Below are 18,080 nucleotides of genomic sequence, written 5' to 3'. Positions count from 1 at the left end.
GCGCGGGGACGACGCCACGGCAAGGCCCCTCTCATGACAAAGCGAAATCTCCTCCTCTTCGGCTTCGCGCTGCCGGCGCTGGTCGTCTTCCTCGCGTTCTTCTGCCTGCCAATGGCGCGCCTCGTCGCGGTCAGCCTCGACGGCCCGCAGGGCGCGGGTGTGTACTGGACCGTGCTGACGAGCCCCCGCTATCTGCACAGCCTGATGGTGACCGTGCTGCTGTCCGGCGCCGTCACGCTGGCGACGCTCGTCATCGCCGGTGTCGCCGGCACGTTCCTGCAGCGCAACCCCGTGCCGGGCAAGCCCGCGCTGGTCGCGGTGCTGACGTTCCCGCTCGCGTTCCCCGGCGTGGTGATCGGCTTCATGGTCATCATGCTCGGCGGGCGCAACGGCCTCTCGGCGATGGTCGGCGACTGGCTCGCGGGCGAGCGCTGGGCCTTTGCCTACGGGCTTGCCGGCCTCTTCGTCGGCTACCTGTACTTCTCGATTCCGCGCGTGATCCTGACCGTCATGGCGGCAGTGGAGAAGCTCGACACCTCGCTCGAGGAGGCGGCGCGCTCGCTCGGCGCGAGCCCGTGGCGCGTGGTGCGCGACGTGATGCTGCCCGCGCTGATGCCGGCGATGCTCTCCAGCGGCGCAATCTGCTTCGCGACCAGCATGGGCGCGTTCGGCACGGCATTCACGCTGGCCACGCAGCTCGACGTGCTGCCGCTGACGATCTACAACGAATTCACCAACTACGCCAACTTCGGCATGGCCGCCGCGCTCTCCATCCTGCTGGGCAGCGTGACCTGGGCCCTGCTCGCGGTGGCGCGCTGGTTCTCCGGCGATGCCGTCGCCGCCACCGCGTAGGAGCCCGATCATGTCTACTGTTCGCCCCGGCCTTCGCTACTGGCTGCAGCTCGCGCTGACGCTGGCCGTCTGCCTGTTCATGATCGTGCCGGTCGTGCTGTCCGTGCTGGCCGGCCTCACCAACAACATCTTCGTCGGCCTCGCCAGCGGCCTCACCACTCGCTGGCTCGAGGAGGTCTGGTCGCTGTACCGCAACACGATCTTCCTGTCGCTCAGCATCGCGCTCGCGTGCCTGGCCTGCACGCTGGTGCTCGGCGTGCCCGCGGCCTACTACATGGCGCTGCGCCGCAACCGCGTCACGCGCCTGATCGAGGAACTGCTGATGCTGCCGGTGGCGATCCCGGGGCTTGCCACCGCGCTCGGCCTGATCCTGCTCTACGGCCAGTGGCAGGCGCTGCGCACGAGCTGGGTGTTCATCCTGATCGGCCACGTGCTGTTCACGCTGCCGTTCATGGTGCGTGCCGTGCTGGCGATCCTGTCGGCCATCGACATCCGCACGCTCGAGGACGCAGCCGCCAGCCTTGGCGCCGGCCGCATGCAGCGCTTCTTCACGGTGATCCTGCCGAATTGCCGCCAGGGGATCCTGGCCGGCGCGCTGATGGTGGTCACGCTGTCGGTCGGTGAGTTCAACCTGACCTGGATGCTGCATACGCCGACCACACAGACGCTGCCCGTGGGGCTGGCGGACAGCTATGCGTCGATGCGGCTCGAGATCGGCTCCGCCTACACCATCGTCTTCTTCGTGATGATCATTCCGCTGCTCGTGCTGATGCAGGCGCTGGCCGCCATGGGCGCGCGCGCCCGCAAGCACATCCGCGCCGAGGTGCCGGCCGTGCCCGCCGCGCCCGCCACGCCTACCGAGACCCGCCATGCATGAACCCACGACCATTCGCCTGCGCCGCTGCGGCAAGACCTTCGCCGACGGCGCACTGGCGCTGCAGCCGCTGGACCTGGACATCGGCGCCGCCGAGACGCTGGTGCTGCTCGGCCCCTCGGGCTGCGGCAAGACCACCACGCTGCGCATCATCGCAGGGCTGGAGTCGCCGGACGCCGGCGGCGAGGTCTGGTTCGGCGACACCAATGTGACCGCGCTGCCGATCGAGCAGCGCGGCGTCGGCATGGTGTTCCAGAACTATGCGCTGTTTCCCAACATGACGGTCGCGGAGAACATCGGCTACGGCCTGCGCGTGCGCCGCGTGGACGCAACGACGCAACGAAAGCGCATCGACGACATGCTCGGCATGATGCATCTGGGCCCGTTCGCCGACCGCCGCGTCGACCAGCTTTCGGGCGGCCAGCGCCAGCGCGTGGCGCTCGCCCGCGCCATTGCCGTGCAGCCGCGCGTGCTGCTGCTGGACGAGCCGCTGACCGCGCTCGACGCCAAGTTGCGCGACGCGCTGCGCGCCGACATCAACCAGCTCCTGCGCAGCCTGCGCATCACGGCCGTCTACGTGACGCACGACCAGGCCGAGGCGATGGCGCTCGGCGACCGCATCGTCGTCATGGACCGCGGCCGCATCGCGCAGGCAGGCACGCCGCAGGAGATCTACCGCGCGCCGGCCAATGCGTTCGTGGCGGACTTCATCGGCACGATGAACCGTCTCCCCGCCACCGCGGAACACGCCGCGTGGCGCGTGCCGGGCGGCGTGGTGCCGCGTGACGGCGCGGCCGTCGCCGTGTCCCGTGCCGAGCTGATGTTCCGGCCCGAGGATGTGGCACTGGCGCACGCGGACAACGCGCACCTGCAGGGCGCCGTCCTCACCGCGCTGTTCCTCGGCAACTGCACGCGGCTGCTGGTGGACGTTGGCGCCGTCGCGCCGCTGATCGTCGATACGACGCGGCGCGACGGCTGGCAGGCCGGGGAGCGCATCGGCCTGTGCATCGACACCGCGCACATGATCACATTGGCGGAGGCTGCGGCATGAACACGCCCTATCTCGTAGCGCACGTCACGGACCTGCACATCAAGGCCGCAGGCAAGCTGTCCTACCGGATGGTCGATACCGCCGGTGCACTGCACCGCTGGATCGACACGCTGCTGGCCCTGCCGCAACGCCCGGACATCGTCGTCATCACTGGCGACCTGGTCGACTTCGGCGCCGAGGCCGAGTACCGTTTCCTGGGCAACATCCTGCAGCGCCTGCCGATGCCTTACCGGTTGCTGCCTGGCAACCACGACAGCCGCAGCCAGCTGCGCGCAGTCTTTGCCGATCACGGCTACCTGTTCGACAACGGCGACGGCGAGGCGCCGGTCCACTATGCCGTTGACGCGGGACCGCTGCGCCTTGTGGGTTTTGACTGCACGGTCCCAGGCAAGCCGGGCGGGCGCGTGGATCCTGCCGCGCTGCCGTGGCTGCAGGCCACGCTCGCCGCGGCGCCGGCCACGCCGACGCTGTTGCTGCTGCACCACCCGCCGTTCTACACCGGCATTGGCCACATGGACGAACAGGGGCTGGAGAATGCGACCGCGCTCGAGGCCGTCGTGCGGCAGCACCCGCAGGTCGAACGCGTACTGTGTGGCCACCTGCATCGCCACATTACGCGGCGCTTCGCCGGCACCATCGCGATCACCGCTCCCGGTCCCGCGCACCAGGTGGCGCTGGACCTGGACCCGCAGGCCCCGTCGCGCTTCCGCATGGAGCCGCCCGGCTACCTGCTGCACTGGTGGCATCCGCAGCACGGTCTGGTCACGCACGCCGCCGCGATCGGCGAATATGGCGCCGCGCATCCGTTCTTCGATGCGCACGGCAAGCTGATCGACTAAGCGGTTCCCGGGCGGGCTTGACGAGATGACGGAGGAGCGGATAGATTGACGCAATCATGAGCCGCCGCCCCGCCTCCCTCTCTCTTGATTCCACTGCGAACCAGCCGCAGCGGGGCGCGCGCGCCAAATCCAAAAAACAGTCGCTCATCTGACCGGAGCGTGCTGTTCCGTCAGTTGAGCGACGGAACAGCATCAGTGTAGAAGACGGTCTGCCAATCCCTTCCTTACCGTCTTGATCGCCTCTTGCTCCGTCGCTTGCCTGTGCGGTTTCCGAATCGGTCGATCCGGAGCATGCAATGCAAGAAGTGAAGTATCTCTATCGTGGTATCTGGCTACCCCTGGTCACCCCTTTTCGCAACCATGAGGTGGATCACGTCGCACTGCGGCGGCTAGTGGCCCATTACCGCTGCAGCGGCTTGGCGGGGCTCGTGGTGTGCGGCAGCACCGGCGAAGCCGCCGCGCTCGATGAGGCGGAACAGTTGGCCGTTCTGGATACCGTGCTGGCCGAGGCCGGGGAGTTGCCGGTCATGATGGGCTTGGCTGGCAACAATCTCCGGCATGTGCTGAGCCGTCTGGACAGGATTGGCGAACGTCCGCTGGCGGGGGTCCTGGCGCCTGCACCGTACTACATAAGACCGTCACAGGAAGGATTGAAGGGATACTTTCGCGCGCTGGCCGATAGATCTCGGGCACCACTGGTGGTGTATGACATCCCCTACAGAACCGGTGTAACGCTGAGCGCCGAAACGCTGCTGTCGTTGGCGGATCACGGCAATATTCGGGGTATCAAGGACTGCGGCGGTAACGCTGAAACTACACAGGCGTTGATCGCCGATGGCCGCCTGGCTGTCCTCGCGGGAGAGGACCAGCAACTGCTTGCCACGCTGTGCATGGGCGGTCAGGGTGCAATCGTTGCGTCAGCGCATATTCGGCCTGATCTCTTCTCGGCGTTGTGGCGCGCAGTGGCTGAGCAGCGCTTGAGCATCGCACGCCAGCTTTTCCATGCCTTAATGCCCCTGATTCGACTTATGTTTGCAGAACCTAACCCAGGTCCGGTCAAGACATTACTGGCCAGGCATGGCCGGCTGTCTGATGAACTGCGTTTGCCAATGACGTCGGCTTCAACCGCGCTCGCCGAGCAATTGGCAATTGCATGTGATGCGTTGGATTCGGTGCACGCGAATGCGCTGTAATTGCGCAGGCTAGAGGCAGGCGTACGGTCACTGCCGTATGCCTGCCATATTCAAGGCAGCAGTTCGGCGCAGGCGTGCCTCGGTTGAGGGCGGACCTGTGCCGCAGGTTTCCCAATGCTGGCGAGTTCTATGTTGAGGTCCCAGAGAGCAAAGCAGCGGGGGTGACGCAGCAACTCGCGGAATCCCGGCGCACACATTTGACGGATACGCTCCAAAACCTCGGCTGGTGTTGCCCCTCTTCATGTCTGGCTGATTGGTCGAAGTATTGATATCTCGGGCCGAACCACCGTCGCGCCCGTACCACTGCACGAAAAACCCCTGGACGTGCTGGAGCGGAAAGGGCCTTTCAGCGGTACCGTTGCCCTAGGTACTTTCTGCCGGCTGATTCAAGTTGAAACAAAGGGCCTGGTTTCGTTTCGCGTCAGGTGCGGGAACCTTGAACGATGGACGGACGAAGCCCAGTCGTTCGATCCGCCGCTAGGCGTTGGTCTGTTCGATTGAAGAGAGGCCCGGAAATGCTGTGAATTTGCGCACGGGGGGCAGGCCTGCGCAACGTTGCTGCCCCCCGCTCGCCTATTTGCTCGCCGCCTGCACGGCCTGCTCCACCAGCGTCGCAAACAGCGCATGAAGATGGGTGGTCGGATGGACCTCATCAGCAAACATATAGGTCTGATCGGCGTCCGGCACCGTGTAGGTCTTCGGTGAGCAAAACAGGGAACTCACCTCGATCTCCTTGGACAGAAGCTGCAGGTTGCACCCGGTCCCGGTATTGCTGACCTGGAATCCCTTCTCCTTGAAATGGGCAAGGACATCGTTGATGAAGCCGAACTGATCAATGTTGATGACCTGGTTCTGGATGCCTGCAGCCTGGAGCGCGTTCGTCAACGCTGAATTGAAGGTGAGCGTCATCCCGGTGAGAAGGGACCCGAGGCTGTTGTCGCTGACCGCCAACGGTGAGACGCCGATATTGCCAACGTTTGAGACAACGACATGCTTGGCACCGGATTGGAGGATCTTTCCGACGATTGCCGCCAATTGTTGCGCGGCAAGCGTCACGGCCTGATCCGCGTCAGCGGCGGTCTCACTTCCTCCCGCAACTGCGCCAGCATGGATCAGGATATCGCTGCCGCCTCCCTGGACAAGAACAAGCTGGCCGTCATTGAAATTACCGTGCGCTGCAAGGTGGTTTTGCAGCTGCATTGCAATCGGTACCGTCAGCGCGCCGAGTCCATTCGCCTTGAAATTGATGCCGTTGGGATCCGTGACACGGGCGCCTCCTTGGGCGTAACCCAATCCCTCAGCGTGATTCCGCACCGGCGCACCATAGCCACCGGTTTGCGCCGCGGTCAGCGTCCCGCCGAAGAAATTCGCAACATCCTGGGTCCACACCTGTCCGGGGTTGGTGGTGAAACGCCCGCCGCCGACCAGTTGCGCAACTGGCGCATAGGTTCCTACATCAGAAATGCTGTCGCCAAACGACACCACCTGGAATTGGAGAGGCGGATTGACAGCTGGTTTGCCGTCGTCACCCCCGCCGCAGGCGGCGAACAGTGCCACAGCGACACATAGAAGTCCTGAGCGGACGAGATCGAAAAGGGATTGATGGCGTGCTTTCATAGGAACCGTCCAATGGTAGGTGCCCCAGTCGTTCGCGCCCGTCAAGACGCCAATGGAGTGAAACGCGCTTGTATGACGTAGCAGACAAAGAAACTGCCCCTTTGCTATCAGTCAGAAAAGTCTTTACGCGCGCTTGCTCGACTTCCCAGGCCCGGAACCGCAGCCTCGACAGTTGCCTTGTCACTAGCGGGCAACCGAACTCTGTTTAGTACAAAGCTATTGGGTTTCACCAGAAAGGCAAGTGGAATAGAAGCAGGCAGCAGCAAGGGCATTGCGAGGCGCAGGCGCTTGCCCTGCAACTGCCAAGCGCTGTGATCTGCTGGCGTCCAGGCTGCTACCCGGGACGCTCGAAGCACCGTGCAAAAAATACTCGCTGCCCGTGCGAGGTGTTTCATGGCTGAAGCATTGTTAATTCCGTGCAGACCAGACTTCAAGCGCGATGACTTGGTATTGCCATGGCAGCGCCTACGATTTCCTTCAACGACAAGAATGCGGTGTGGATCAGCCTGTTGCTGATGGCAGCGCTACCGGCCAGGCGGGTCTGGAAAGTTGTCGAGAGTAGAGCGAGATGTGCGATGCCGGGATCAGCTGAACGCCCCAACCGACTCAAGCCAGTGCAGTCCTTTGAGATGATGCGCGAAGGCGCGCCGATCCTGAGCGACTTCGACGTGCAATGCCTTGCCCAGGGGGACTCCTGGTTCTCCATCAATACGTTGAGGCCGTTTAGCGGCTCAAATCTGCTGATGAACATGTGGCTGTCGCGCAGCGCCATCGCCGTGGATTGCGCGGATCCTGGCGATACCCTGGCGCATATGCTCGACAGCCGCCAGGACCCCCTGTTCTACAGTTTCCTCGTCGGTCCGCACGACCAGGCCTGGAGCGTCATCCTGTTGTCCGGTGGCGGCAATGACCTGATCGACGCCATCCAGACCACGCCGAACGATGCCAACGGCCATCGCAGGCCGCCCAACGACAGATTGCTGCTGACGGAAGATGAATGGGATGGCCCTGACGCGATCAGTACATTTATCTCCCGACCGGGCTGGATTGCATTCACACGGTATATGCTGGACCAGTACCGAGCCCTGGATTTCTTGCGCCGGATCAGCGCGCAGAACCAGAACACGCCGATTATCACGCACACCTACGACTACGCCACGCCGCGCGACAGCGGTGCGGGGCTGGGCCGTGGGCCATGGCTGTTTCCGGCGCTGCAGGTTTATGGCATCCCCGAGGGTGATTGGATTGACCTGGCCAATGAATTCACCGACCGACTTGCCGATGACGTCATTCGCCAGGCCGGCATCCCGAATTTTCATGTGGCCGACACGCGCGACACGCTGGTCCCGGCCGGGACCGGCGACGATGGCGCCACGGCGGACTGGGAGAACGAGATTCACCCGACTGCGGACGGCTATGGAAAGCTCGGGGTAAAGTTCGTCGACAAGATCGCTGAGGTTCTCCATATTCCCTGAGCGAAAGCTCGCAGTTCCACCGTCGACGCGTGGTCTGGTCTGCCAGTCACGCCGGACACCCTCGCGAGGGTTGCGCGGGAAATCCGCAGTTGCTGACGCCGCTTGATAGGTGGAGAATCAGATGGCGCGCGGTACCGCATTCCAAGGCGCCCGTAACGGTTTCCTCTTCCCTCAATCCGTAGCTCGCCCCCTGCGACGACGCCTGCATAAGCGCCGACCATCGTGACGTCATCACCCCACTTGCGCACCACCCGCCTGCACTTTGACCTCACCACCGTCCAGCTTTTCATCGCCGTGGCCGACGCCGGCAGCATTACCCGGGGCGCGGAGCGTCTCCATCTGGCCCCCGCTGCCGCGTCAAGACGCGTGCTCGAACTGGAAGCCCAACTAGGCGTCTCCCTCTTCGAGCGCCTTCCCCACGGCATGGCCCTGACCGAAGCCGGCCGCGCACTGCTGGCCCATGCCCGCGGCATCACCCATACCGTCCAGCGCATGCAGGACGACGCCGCCTCCTTCGTCGGCGGCGACCTGGGTGTGGTGCGGGTGGCAGCGCCCAAATCCGCAGTCATCCAGTTCCTCCCCTTCGACATCCAACGCTGCGCCACCGCCTGCCCGGGCGTGCGCATCGACCTGCAGGAAATGAACAGCGCGGAAGTCCAGCAGTCGCTGCGCCGCGGCACCGTGGACATCGGCATTTACGACGGCAGCCTGGGCGTGATCGACCAGCCGACCGAGCCCTATCGGAATGACGAACTGGTGCTGGTGGTGGCGCGCGGCCATGCGTTGGCGCGGCGCCGCAAGGTCACGCCGGACGACGTGCTGGACTGCGACCTGATCGTGCTCAGCGAGAGTTCGGCGATCTCGATCGTGCTGGAGCGGGTCGCGGAGGAGGCCGGCCGCGTGCTGCGCATGCGCATGCGCGTGGGCGGTTTCGACAGCATGGCCGCGCTGGTGGCGCAGAACCTGGGCGGCGGGGTGATGCCGGAGGCGATCGCGCGTGAGGTGGCGGCCGGCAGCCGCTTTGTGCGGCTGCCCATTGCCGCGCCCTGGGCGCAGCGGCAGTTTGTGCTGTGCCATCGGCCCCATGGGGCACTTTCCTCGGCAGCGGTCAGCGTGCTGGCGGTGCTTGCGCAAAACGCGAAACCAGAATCCCCCAAATAGCGATAGCCCGCGGCGGATGCATTGCGGATGATGGCTCCATAACTACAGGACGGAGACACGCAATGCAGCGCAGACAATTCATTCTGGCGGCAGCGGCCGGGCTGGCGATACCCAGCCTGGTGCGCGCCGCCGACATCGCCGGCCCGGTGCGCATTGTGGTGGGCTTCGCCCCCGGCGGTGGCACCGATGTGCTGGCACGCGTGATCGGGCAGAAGCTGGGGGTCATGTGGAACACCAGCGTGCTGGTGGAGAACAAGCCCGGCGCCACCGGCGCCATCGCCGCCGCCCATGTGGCCAAGCAGCCGCCTGATGGCACTACTTTGCTGATGGCGCATGTGAACAGCCACGCGATCGCCCCGGCGCTGCTGGACGTCAAGTACGACCCGCGCACCGACTTCACGCCGATTTCGATGGTGGGCGTCACGCCCAATATGCTGACCTGCCGTCCGGAACAGAAGGTGCGCAGCGTTTCGGACATCGTGGCGCTGTGCCGGCAGAAGCCGGGGAAGATCTCCTTTGGTTCGTCCGGCATCGGTTCGGCGCAGCACCTGGCGCTGGAGATGTTCCGGTTGCAGGCCAGGCTCGACGTGGTGCACGTGCCTTACAAGGGCTCGGGCCCGCTGGTGGCGGACCTGATCGGCGGCCAGATCGACTATGCGTTCGACACCATGACCGCCGCCACGCCGTTCATCCAGCAGGGCAAGGTGATTGCGATCGCGCAGACTCGCCTGAAGCGCGCGGCCAGCCACCCCAATGTGCCAACGCTGGCGGAGTCCGGCTTCCCCGGATTGGATGCGGCGTCGTGGTACGGCCTGGTGGGCCCGAAGAACATGCCGCCGGCGCTGGTGCAGCGCATGAACGCCGACGTCAACCGCGTGCTGGCCATGCCGGACGTCGCCGAGCGGCTCAAGAGCTTTGGCGCCGAGGACTCCGGCGGATCGAACCAGCAGTTCGCGGCCTTCATCGCCTCTGAGTCCGCCAAGTGGGCGAAGGTCGTGAAAGACGCCGGCGTAAAGGCCGAGAGCTGAGCGCTGCAAGCCGATGGCCGAGAACCGACGCACGCGCGCACGCTGCCCCATCCATTTTTCCAGGAAGAAGCACCTCATGACAGATTTCCGCGACTCCGGCGCACAGGCGCCTGCCTCCACCTTGCCGCTGGCCGGCGTGCGCGTGCTCGACGTCAGCCAGGTCATGGCCGGGCCCTACGCCTGCATGCTGCTGGCCGACCTTGGCGCCGATGTGATCAAGATCGAACCGCCCGACGGCGGCGACCAGACGCGCGGCGCGATGGGCTTCAAGATGAAGGGCTCGGACAGCATGGGCTTCCTCAACATGAACCGGAACAAGCGCAGCGTCACGCTGGATCTGAAGACCGATTCCGGCCGGCAGGTGCTCTATCGCCTGGCGGAAACGGCTGACATCCTGGTGGAGAACTACCGCCCCGGCGTGATGAAGCGGCTGGGGATCGACTATGAGACCCTCGCAAGGATCAATCCGAAGCTGGTCTACTGCAGCATCTCGGGCTTTGGCCAGAGCGGGCCGTGGGCCGGGCGGCCGGGCTTTGACCTGATGGCGCAGGCCATGTCGGGCGTGATGAGCGTCACCGGCTACCCGGGCGGCGCGCCGGTGAAGGCGGGCGTGCCGGTGGCCGATATCGGCTGCGCGCTGTTCGCGACCTACGGCATGCTGTCTGCCTACATCGGCGCCAGGGAGACGGGCAAGGGGCAGTATGTCGATGCATCACTGTTCGATTCCGCGCTGGCGTTCTCGGTGTGGGACACCTGCGAATACTGGGGCACGGGCCGCGAGCCCGAGCCGCTGGGCACGGCCAACCGCATGAGCGCGCCTTACCAGGCGATGAAGTCAGCCGATGGCTACTTCGTCATGGGGGCCACCAACCAGAAGCTGTGGCAGCTGCTGTGCAACACGCTCGACCGGTCCGACCTGCTGGCGGACGAGCGCTTTGCCACCGTGGCGCTGCGCCTGGCCAACCGGCAGCAACTGATCGCGATGCTGGAGGAGAGCTTCGTCAAGGAGAGCAGCGACTACTGGATCGAGCGCCTGCTCGGCGTAGGCATCCCGGCCGGGCCGATCCTGACCTACCCGCAGGCCTTTGACAGCGAGCACGGCCGGCACCGCCAGATGCGCATCGAGATCGATCATCCGATCGAGGGCAAGGTGCCCAATATCGGCTTCGCGGTGAAGATGGGCGGCACGCCCCAGCAGGTACGGCGCCCGCCGCCGCTGCTTGGCCAGCACACGGAAGAAATCCTGGCAGAGCTCGGGCTCTCGAAGGACGAACAGCAGTCGCTGGCGGTGGCCGGCGCATTCGGCGCATGAACGCCGCGCTGCCGCCAGGAGGCGGTCCCGGCAACGACGGACAGGTCACGCTCACGATGCAGGGGCAGGTCGCGACGCTGATGTTCGACCGTCCGGCCGCGCGCAATGCGATGACGTGGGCCATGTATGAGCAGCTTGCCACGCACTGCCGCATGCTCTCTGCCGAGGACAATGCGGGTGCGCGCGTGGTGGTGCTGCGCGGCGCGGGTGGCGATGCCTTTGTCGCGGGCACTGACATCGCACAGTTCCAGCAGTTCTCAAGCGGGGACGACGGGGTTGCCTACGAAGCGCGCATCGACGAGGGCATCAGGCTGGTCGAGCAACTGCCGATGCCCACCGTGGCGGTGATCGAAGGCTGGGCAGTGGGCGGCGGCCTGGCCATCGCCACCGCGTGCGACTTCCGGGTCGCTACGCCTAAGGCACGCTTCGGCGTGCCGATCGCAAAGACGCTGGGCAATACGCTGTCGGCGCTGAACCTCGCCAAGCTGCGCGCGGCCTGGGGACTGCAGCCGGTGCGCCGCATGCTGCTGCTGGCGCAGATCCTGGATGCTGAGGCTGCGCTGGCCTGCGGTTTCCTGGAAGGTGTCTATGCTGCCGAGGCGCTGGAAGCCGAGGTCGCTTTGCTATGCGACCGGCTTGGCGCGCTGGCGCCTGTCACTCAGACGGTCGTCAAGGAGGCGTTGCGGCGCCAGACGGCGCAGTCGGTGGCCGAGACGGATGATCTGGTGCGCTTGTGCTATGGCAGCAGTGACTTCCACGAAGGGGTGGAGGCGTTCGTGAACCGGCGGTCGCCGGTGTGGAAGGGGAGCTGAAGGGCGGACGTCCCTGGCAGGCAGTGAGAGCTGGAACTTGACGACCATCACATTGGCCAATGAGCCCCGCACCTTGTTCTTACAGACGCCTGCCGCACAACATGGCGCTCAGTGACCGAGACCGCTCTTGGCGATCTGTTGCTCCACCAACTGGGCGAACAATGCATGCAGACGCGTAGCCGGATGAAGGTCGTCGGCGAACATATACATCTGATCGGCATTGGCCGTCGCGTAGGTACCCGGCGAGCACAGCAATGCTGTGGCATGGGGCGTTTTCCCGGGGTCGCAGGCGACGCTGGTATTGGACACGGCGAAGCCGTTGGCCTGAAAGTTCGCGATGATCTGGTTCACCCAAGTGTAAGAATCGATCTGGATGACCTTGCCTTGCAGGCCATTGGCCTGCAAGGCAGTGTTCAAACTATTGTTGAAGATTTGCGATAACTGGGTCAGGTTTGCCCCGCCGTCGGCCGAGGCGATGCCTTTGGGCGTCAGCCCGATATTTGGGACATTGGCCACCACGATATGTGTGGCACCGTTCTGGACAATCTGTCCGACAACCTGAGCCAGGGTGGTTGCCGCTGTCTGCACGGTCTGCGCTGCGGCCGGCAGCGCTCCGGCGCGAAGCACGTCGTTCGAGCCAGCCCAGACCAGTACCAGTTGATTGGGGTTGAAGCTCCCGTGAGTGGCCAGATAGCTCGAAACCTGCTGTGTGACGGGCATTTCGATATTGCCGATCACGTCGGTCAGAAAGTCATACAGGTTTGCCGGCGTCGCAATCGTGGCGCCGCCCTCCGCATAGCCAAGGCCGCCTTGCGCACTCAGTTTATGTGTGGCGTCGATCGTAAACGCCGGGCTCAGCGTGTCGCCGTAGTATTGCGCGACATCCTGAGTCCACACTTGCCCCGGATTGGTCGTGAATCGCCCCCCGCCCACCGCGCTCGCGATTGGCGCATAAGTCCCGCCGTCCGACAGGCTGTCGCCGAACGAGACAATTTGCAGATGAATGCCGCCCGCCGGGGGGGCCGCGCCACTGCTGCCACTGCCGCCACTGACACTAATCGTGCCACCCCCGCCGCATGCGGCAAGCAGTGAAATCAACACGGCAGAAATCGCAGCGCATACCTTGTCATTAATTCCTGGCATAGCTCCTCCCCGCTGGTCGACCGGGCATCTGCGCTCACGTGGCCGGTTTGTCGCCAGCCTGCTCGTGGAATCGGACTGCTCTGCGGCACGCGATATCGAGCGCTGAAGAAGGGTCGTCGCGCTTGGAAAAGCCTCGTTGAAACCAAAGTGCCTGTCAAGCGCGCACCACGGCCTGAAGTGCACGATGACATTCACGCGCTAAACGGTGAGGAGAAGGCGCTGCGGCAACATGCTGGGGGATTTCAATTCATTCCCTGGTCCCAAAGCCGCGGCATTGACGCCACCTCCTCCCTCGCCTATATCAATAACCATCAAGAACACGGCGTCGCCACCCCTGCGTTCGGTGAGGCTAGCGCCAGTGAGGAGGTCCACCACGCGCGTCCACCCGTTGCCGCCCCCTGCGGTGGCTGCCTAGGCGCGCCTGCGCGGCGCCGGTGCATTGCCACCCCTCGCGGGTTATGCAAGTGCCCGGAACCGTACCGCCACGCCCGATCGACGTTGCCCGCTGCATGGCCGTGAACTGCACGCGGTATTCGCGCGGTATTCGAATCGGCGCCTGCTCGATTGCCAGCCCCAAATGAGGTGAATGCCATGCACAACTTTTTAAGAAGGCTCAGGGCAATCTGGCTTGGCGGGCTTCTGGTGCTCGCGCTGGTCTTCCCCGCATTTGCCGGCCCGCCCAATCAGTTCATCGTGTTTGGCGATAGCCTGTCGGACCCTGGCAATGCCTTCGAACTTCTGGGTACGGAAACTGTTCCCCCTTTCCTGAGCCTCGTCCCCAGCGCACCGTATGCGCGTGGCGGACACCACTTCAGCAACGGCCAGACCTGGATCGAGCAACTGGCCAAGGCCGGTCCGGCGTTCCGCAATCCTGGCGTGTTTTTTAATTACGCCGTCGGCGGAGCCCGCGCCCGGTTGGCCGGCCCCTACGATCTGACGGGGCTGGTCAGCCGATACCTGGCCGACGTCGGCGGGCGGGGGGGCGCAGATGCGATCTATGTGGTCTGGATGGGGGGCGATGACGTGCGTGATGCCATTCTGGCACTCCCAACGGATCCAACCGGCACGCAGAGCGGCCTGATCTTGCAGCAGGCAATCGGCGTCATCCAGAACAATCTGCTCGTACTCTACGGTGCGGGCGCGCGCAACTTTCTCGTACCAAACTTGCCTGACGTTGGCCTGTCGCCAGAGGCGCAGCTGCAGGGCCCGCTGGTGCAGTTCTACGCCAGCTACTTCGCACAGCAGTTCAACGCCGGGCTGGAGCAGATGCTTGCTGGCCTGCAAGCGGCCCTGGGCGTGCCGATCGGGCGCGTTGACGTTTTCACCCTGCACCACGAAGTCTTTGCCGCGCCCGCCTTGTTTGGCCTCTCCAATGCTTCGGCGCCATGCATCAGGCTGAACACGACGGTGGCGCCGTACTGTGAAAAACCGAATGAGTATCTCTTCTGGGATGGCACTCACCCGACCGTGGCCGGCCATGGCGTCATCGCGCAACGTGCAAATGCGGTCATCAGCGTCATGTGGCCACGATAGCGAGCCCCAGTCCTGCGTCGCTTCCATGGAGCTTTTGGCAACAGGGCATGACGGCTTGCCCTGCCATAGGCCGATGTAGACAAAGCAAGCTACTAACCGCCGGTGTTTCACAAATGAAACGACTTTGCCGATTTACCGTGCAACAGGCACACCGCGCGAACGTCACGCGCCCGCTCCTCAGCCTCCCACCACGGGTGGCCCGCGATATGCATCACATTGTTGCTTTGGGCGATGAAGCTCGAGCCTGCATGCCTGAACCTGCCATGCAGCGGATGTCACCAGCGCGGCTGGCGGCGGAGTCGGGTGCAAGATGGCATGCATGAGGTCTGTGCCGTCGCCGCGCCGCTCCGACCGTCTGGTTGCCGTCTCAGGAAGGAGCGCGCCATGAAAAACAAGCTTCACCCGATTGCCACACTGGTCTTCGGCGTCTGCCTCACTATGTCTGCGGCGTGGGCTGCCCCGGCGGGCAGCGTGATCATGGCCACCCCCGACGAGCTCAAATGGGCGGACCTGCCACTGATACCGGGTGCCAACTTGCCGTCCTCGAAGGGCAGATGGACAAGAAAGGGCCGATCACGGCCCGGATCAAGCTGCCCGCCGATGCCAAGGTGGCGGCGCACTGGCACCCAGGCGTGGAGCGGGTGACCGTGCTTTCCGGGACGTTCAACTATGGCATGGGCGACAAGCTCGACCCGGCAAAGACCTCGCCGCTCGGCCCCGGCAGCCTGATTGTCATGCCACCCAAGATGCACCACTTTGGCTGGACGAAGGAGGAAACCGTTATCCAGATCAATGTGGCGGGGCCCTGGGGCATCACCTACGTCGACCCGGCTGACGACCCCAGGAAGAAGAAGTGATGCCTGGTGCCGGGCGATCCGGGCGAAGCAACATTCAGCACAGCGCCGGCTAGGCCGGGGCAGCTTTCGGGCTGGCAAATGCCGCGGGGCAGGGGGCTACGGACGTGCTCCCGCGTCTGCCTGTCCAGGAGACCGGTGACATCGCCGGCCTCCTGCCGCAGCACTGGACATCGTCCCTTTCACCGCCGTACTCAACTGTTTGGAGGATTCCATTCAGGCAGGATTTGCCGATATTTCGATGGATTCAGTCCGGGCGCTTTGGCCAGGAATCCAGGCGAGGGGTAATCATGGCGATATTCCTGAGGTTCGCCGCAGGCTTGTTCCTGATGTCTCAAATTGGCGCAAGCAGCGGGCAGGACCAGGCGCGCATCGCACGTGGCAAATACCTGATGGAGGGGGTGGTGGCTTGCGGCAATTGCCATGTTGCCCGAGCGGAAAATGGGGCGCCTGTCTTTTCCAGGGGCCTCTCGGGTGGCATGGTCTTCGATCACCCGCCGTTCAAGGCCTACGCGGCCAACATTACGCCAGACCCTGAGACAGGGATCGGCAAGTGGACCGATGCACAGCTCGGCAAGGCGATCCGGGAAGGTATCCGGCCGGACGGGACCATCATCGGTCCGCCGATGCCTATCGAGTTCTACCGGCGCATGTCTGACGCAGACCTGGCAGCGATCATCGCCTATCTGAGGGTACAGCCGCCCGTGAAGAACGCCGTCAGGAAGTCCGAGTACAAGATCCCGTTGCCGCCCAGCTACGGCCCGGCTGTGAAAGGCGTTAGCGCGCCTTCTCCCAAGGAGACGATCAAGTATGGCCGGTACCTCGCCGATATCGGGCATTGCATGGAATGTCACACGCCGCGGGATGAGAAGGGAGAACTGGTGCTCACGCGTCTGGGCGCCGGCGGCCAGGTGTTCAAAGGCCCTTGGGGCGAGAGTGTGGCACGCAATCTGACTCCCCATGAAAGCGGGCTCAAGAGCTGGAGCAAGGAAGAGATCGCCCAGGCCATCCGAGGCACAGGCAAGAACGGCATGCACTACAAGCCGCCCATGGCGTTCGACTGGTACAAGAACATCAGTGGTGCCGACATGAACGCGCTGGTCGCTTACCTTGGCTCGCTGAAGCCGCAGCCATTCGGCGGCAAGGAGTAACCGGCCCGGCTGCGTCGACAAATCTCTGCGCGCTGCCTTGCGGGATCTTCGGCGCAAGCTGATGCTTGGCTACCCAGATTCCTTCCCGGTGCCGGTGCATGAAGGCAGCAATTCGCTGTGGCACTTGCTGGACGTGATCGTGTGGCTGGGGCAGCGGGGCTACGACATTGAGCCGGCGCTGGTTGAAATCGCGGCCACGGCGATGCAGGTGAACCTGGCCAAGTGCGCCAGCCAGGTGGCACCGGCGATGGAACGGGAGTTCCGGTCGCTGGTAGCTTAGCGACCGGCCGTCGAATCCGCTTCCCGGCCCGTCCATTTGGGGTGGTGGTGCGCTCGAAGGAGGCCTGCTGGAAGCAGGTCTCCTGGCCGGACGCCAAGTAGGCTCGACGCGCTGCAACGGCCTTGGTGCAGTCGCGGTTGCCTCCACACACTCACGCGGCGTGTAGCGCCGGCGGGAGTTCCAGCAGCAACGGCTGCGCCAGCGTGCGCTCCTCGCAGTTGTTGCCATCCCCACCGCGATCGATCACGGCAAAGCGCGCCGGCGCGCCCACGGCCAGCAGCATGTGGTGCCAGACGCCGCGGCGGTAGTTGACGCCCTGCCGCCCGTTGGTGATGAAGGCGCGCAGCGAAGCGGGATCCAGTATGTCACCAGCCGGCGCCACCACGATCACGAAGGGCTGCTCCGATAGCGGGATAAAGGCCTGGCTGCCAAGCGGATGGCGTTCCAGCATTGCGATCTCCAGCGGATACGCGTAGGGCTTGGCCTCGAACAGGTTGATCAGGGCCCGGCCACCTTCCAGTTCCACGGCAGCCAGGTCATGGTGCCGCGTGACCATGCCGCCGTTGATCGGAAAGGCGTCGGGGTCGCCGGCGGGGCGCGCCTCGATCACGTCACCGAAGGGCGCAAAGGCGGCCGCGCTCAGCGGCTGCGGATGCAGGCGCACCATGGCTGATGCCATGGGCGGGGGCGTGGTTTCCATCAAAGTCTCCTAGCTGAAGGTCGGCCGGCAAGAGGCTGGCTGCCCTGCGGCATGCATCATGCGGGCCAGTCTTAACTGGTCGGACCAGTTGGGCCGGATTTTGCAGCAAATCTCGATCCCGCACAAGCGACGGATGTTGGTGCGATCTTCCACCGAGCTGGCATTCTCGCCGAAATCGGCCTGTAGATACGGACTTTCCCCAGTC

17 protein-coding genes are annotated in these 18,080 nt (G+C 64.5%); 14 read left to right on the top strand and 3 right to left on the bottom strand.

Features of this window, described 5'->3' with window-relative positions; all coding sequences use genetic code 11:
* Window positions 1–33: 33 nt before the first annotated feature.
* The 5 genes from RS901_RS03395 (at window position 34) to dapA (ending at window position 4,809) form a co-directional block, all read left to right on the top strand.
* Window positions 34–852 (top strand): ABC transporter permease, encoded by an 819-nt coding sequence (locus RS901_RS03395; RefSeq protein ID WP_316151519.1) that lies wholly within the window; start codon window positions 34–36, stop codon window positions 850–852.
* A 10-nt stretch (window positions 853–862) separates the two neighbouring features.
* On the top strand, window positions 863–1,729 hold the full coding sequence (locus tag RS901_RS03390) for an ABC transporter permease (RefSeq protein ID WP_316151518.1): 867 nt from the start codon (window positions 863–865) through the stop codon (window positions 1,727–1,729).
* Window positions 1,722–2,777, top strand: a complete 1,056-nt coding sequence (locus RS901_RS03385) for an ABC transporter ATP-binding protein (RefSeq protein WP_316151517.1) — start codon at window positions 1,722–1,724, stop codon at window positions 2,775–2,777. Before RS901_RS03390 ends, RS901_RS03385 begins: the two co-directional genes overlap by 8 nt.
* Complete coding sequence (locus RS901_RS03380) at window positions 2,774–3,616, top strand: phosphodiesterase (RefSeq protein WP_316151516.1); 843 nt, start codon at window positions 2,774–2,776, stop codon at window positions 3,614–3,616. The genes RS901_RS03385 and RS901_RS03380 overlap by 4 nt, the downstream gene beginning before the upstream one ends.
* A 296-nt stretch (window positions 3,617–3,912) precedes the next feature.
* Window positions 3,913–4,809 (top strand): 4-hydroxy-tetrahydrodipicolinate synthase, encoded by an 897-nt coding sequence (gene dapA / locus RS901_RS03375; RefSeq protein WP_316151515.1) that lies wholly within the window; start codon window positions 3,913–3,915, stop codon window positions 4,807–4,809.
* A gap of 573 nt (window positions 4,810–5,382) precedes the next feature.
* On the opposite strand, the gene RS901_RS03370 is transcribed toward dapA, so the two are convergent.
* Complete coding sequence (locus tag RS901_RS03370; RefSeq protein ID WP_316151514.1) at window positions 5,383–6,426, bottom strand: SGNH/GDSL hydrolase family protein; 1,044 nt, start codon at window positions 6,424–6,426, stop codon at window positions 5,383–5,385.
* Window positions 6,427–6,881: 455 nt separating this feature from the next.
* On the opposite strand from RS901_RS03370, the gene RS901_RS03365 reads away from it, so the two are divergent.
* The 5 genes from RS901_RS03365 (at window position 6,882) to RS901_RS03345 (ending at window position 12,214) form a co-directional block, all read left to right on the top strand.
* Window positions 6,882–7,901 (top strand): GDSL-type esterase/lipase family protein, encoded by a 1,020-nt coding sequence (locus RS901_RS03365; protein ID WP_316151513.1) that lies wholly within the window; start codon window positions 6,882–6,884, stop codon window positions 7,899–7,901.
* Window positions 7,902–8,123: 222 nt separating this feature from the next.
* Window positions 8,124–9,062 (top strand): LysR family transcriptional regulator, encoded by a 939-nt coding sequence (locus RS901_RS03360; RefSeq protein ID WP_316151512.1) that lies wholly within the window; start codon window positions 8,124–8,126, stop codon window positions 9,060–9,062.
* Between the two features lie 62 nt (window positions 9,063–9,124).
* Complete coding sequence (locus tag RS901_RS03355; RefSeq protein WP_316151511.1) at window positions 9,125–10,090, top strand: tripartite tricarboxylate transporter substrate binding protein; 966 nt, start codon at window positions 9,125–9,127, stop codon at window positions 10,088–10,090.
* A gap of 76 nt (window positions 10,091–10,166) precedes the next feature.
* On the top strand, window positions 10,167–11,402 hold the full coding sequence (locus tag RS901_RS03350; protein WP_316151510.1) for a CoA transferase: 1,236 nt from the start codon (window positions 10,167–10,169) through the stop codon (window positions 11,400–11,402).
* On the top strand, window positions 11,399–12,214 hold the full coding sequence (locus RS901_RS03345) for an enoyl-CoA hydratase/isomerase family protein (protein ID WP_316151509.1): 816 nt from the start codon (window positions 11,399–11,401) through the stop codon (window positions 12,212–12,214). The genes RS901_RS03350 and RS901_RS03345 overlap by 4 nt, the downstream gene beginning before the upstream one ends.
* 108 nt (window positions 12,215–12,322) lie before the next feature.
* Here RS901_RS03345 and RS901_RS03340 read toward each other — a convergent pair whose 3' ends face one another.
* The gene (locus tag RS901_RS03340; protein WP_316151508.1) at window positions 12,323–13,357 is read right to left on the bottom strand and encodes an SGNH/GDSL hydrolase family protein; all 1,035 of its coding nucleotides are present in this window, start codon (window positions 13,355–13,357) and stop codon (window positions 12,323–12,325) included.
* A gap of 591 nt (window positions 13,358–13,948) precedes the next feature.
* Here RS901_RS03340 and RS901_RS03335 point away from each other — a divergent pair.
* From RS901_RS03335 to RS901_RS03320, 4 genes are all read left to right on the top strand, one after another.
* Window positions 13,949–14,890, top strand: coding sequence for an SGNH/GDSL hydrolase family protein (locus RS901_RS03335; RefSeq protein ID WP_316151507.1), 942 nt, complete (start codon window positions 13,949–13,951; stop codon window positions 14,888–14,890).
* 500 nt (window positions 14,891–15,390) lie between these two features.
* Window positions 15,391–15,747: a cupin domain-containing protein gene (locus RS901_RS03330; RefSeq protein WP_316151506.1), complete on the top strand. Its 357-nt coding sequence runs from the start codon at window positions 15,391–15,393 to the stop codon at window positions 15,745–15,747.
* 287 nt (window positions 15,748–16,034) lie between these two features.
* Window positions 16,035–16,895, top strand: coding sequence for a c-type cytochrome (locus RS901_RS03325; RefSeq protein ID WP_316151505.1), 861 nt, complete (start codon window positions 16,035–16,037; stop codon window positions 16,893–16,895).
* A gap of 61 nt (window positions 16,896–16,956) precedes the next feature.
* Window positions 16,957–17,175: a hypothetical protein gene (locus RS901_RS03320; protein ID WP_316151504.1), complete on the top strand. Its 219-nt coding sequence runs from the start codon at window positions 16,957–16,959 to the stop codon at window positions 17,173–17,175.
* A 151-nt stretch (window positions 17,176–17,326) separates the two neighbouring features.
* Here RS901_RS03320 and RS901_RS03315 read toward each other — a convergent pair whose 3' ends face one another.
* Entirely contained in the window at window positions 17,327–17,875 is a 549-nt protein-coding gene (locus RS901_RS03315; protein ID WP_316151503.1) for an ureidoglycolate lyase, read from the bottom strand.
* Window positions 17,876–18,080 lie beyond the last annotated feature (205 nt).

It is taken from the genome of Cupriavidus sp. BIC8F (genome assembly GCF_032465815.1).
GTDB lineage: Bacteria > Pseudomonadota > Gammaproteobacteria > Burkholderiales > Burkholderiaceae > Cupriavidus > Cupriavidus necator.
This window is presented reverse-complemented; position numbering and strand designations above follow the sequence as displayed.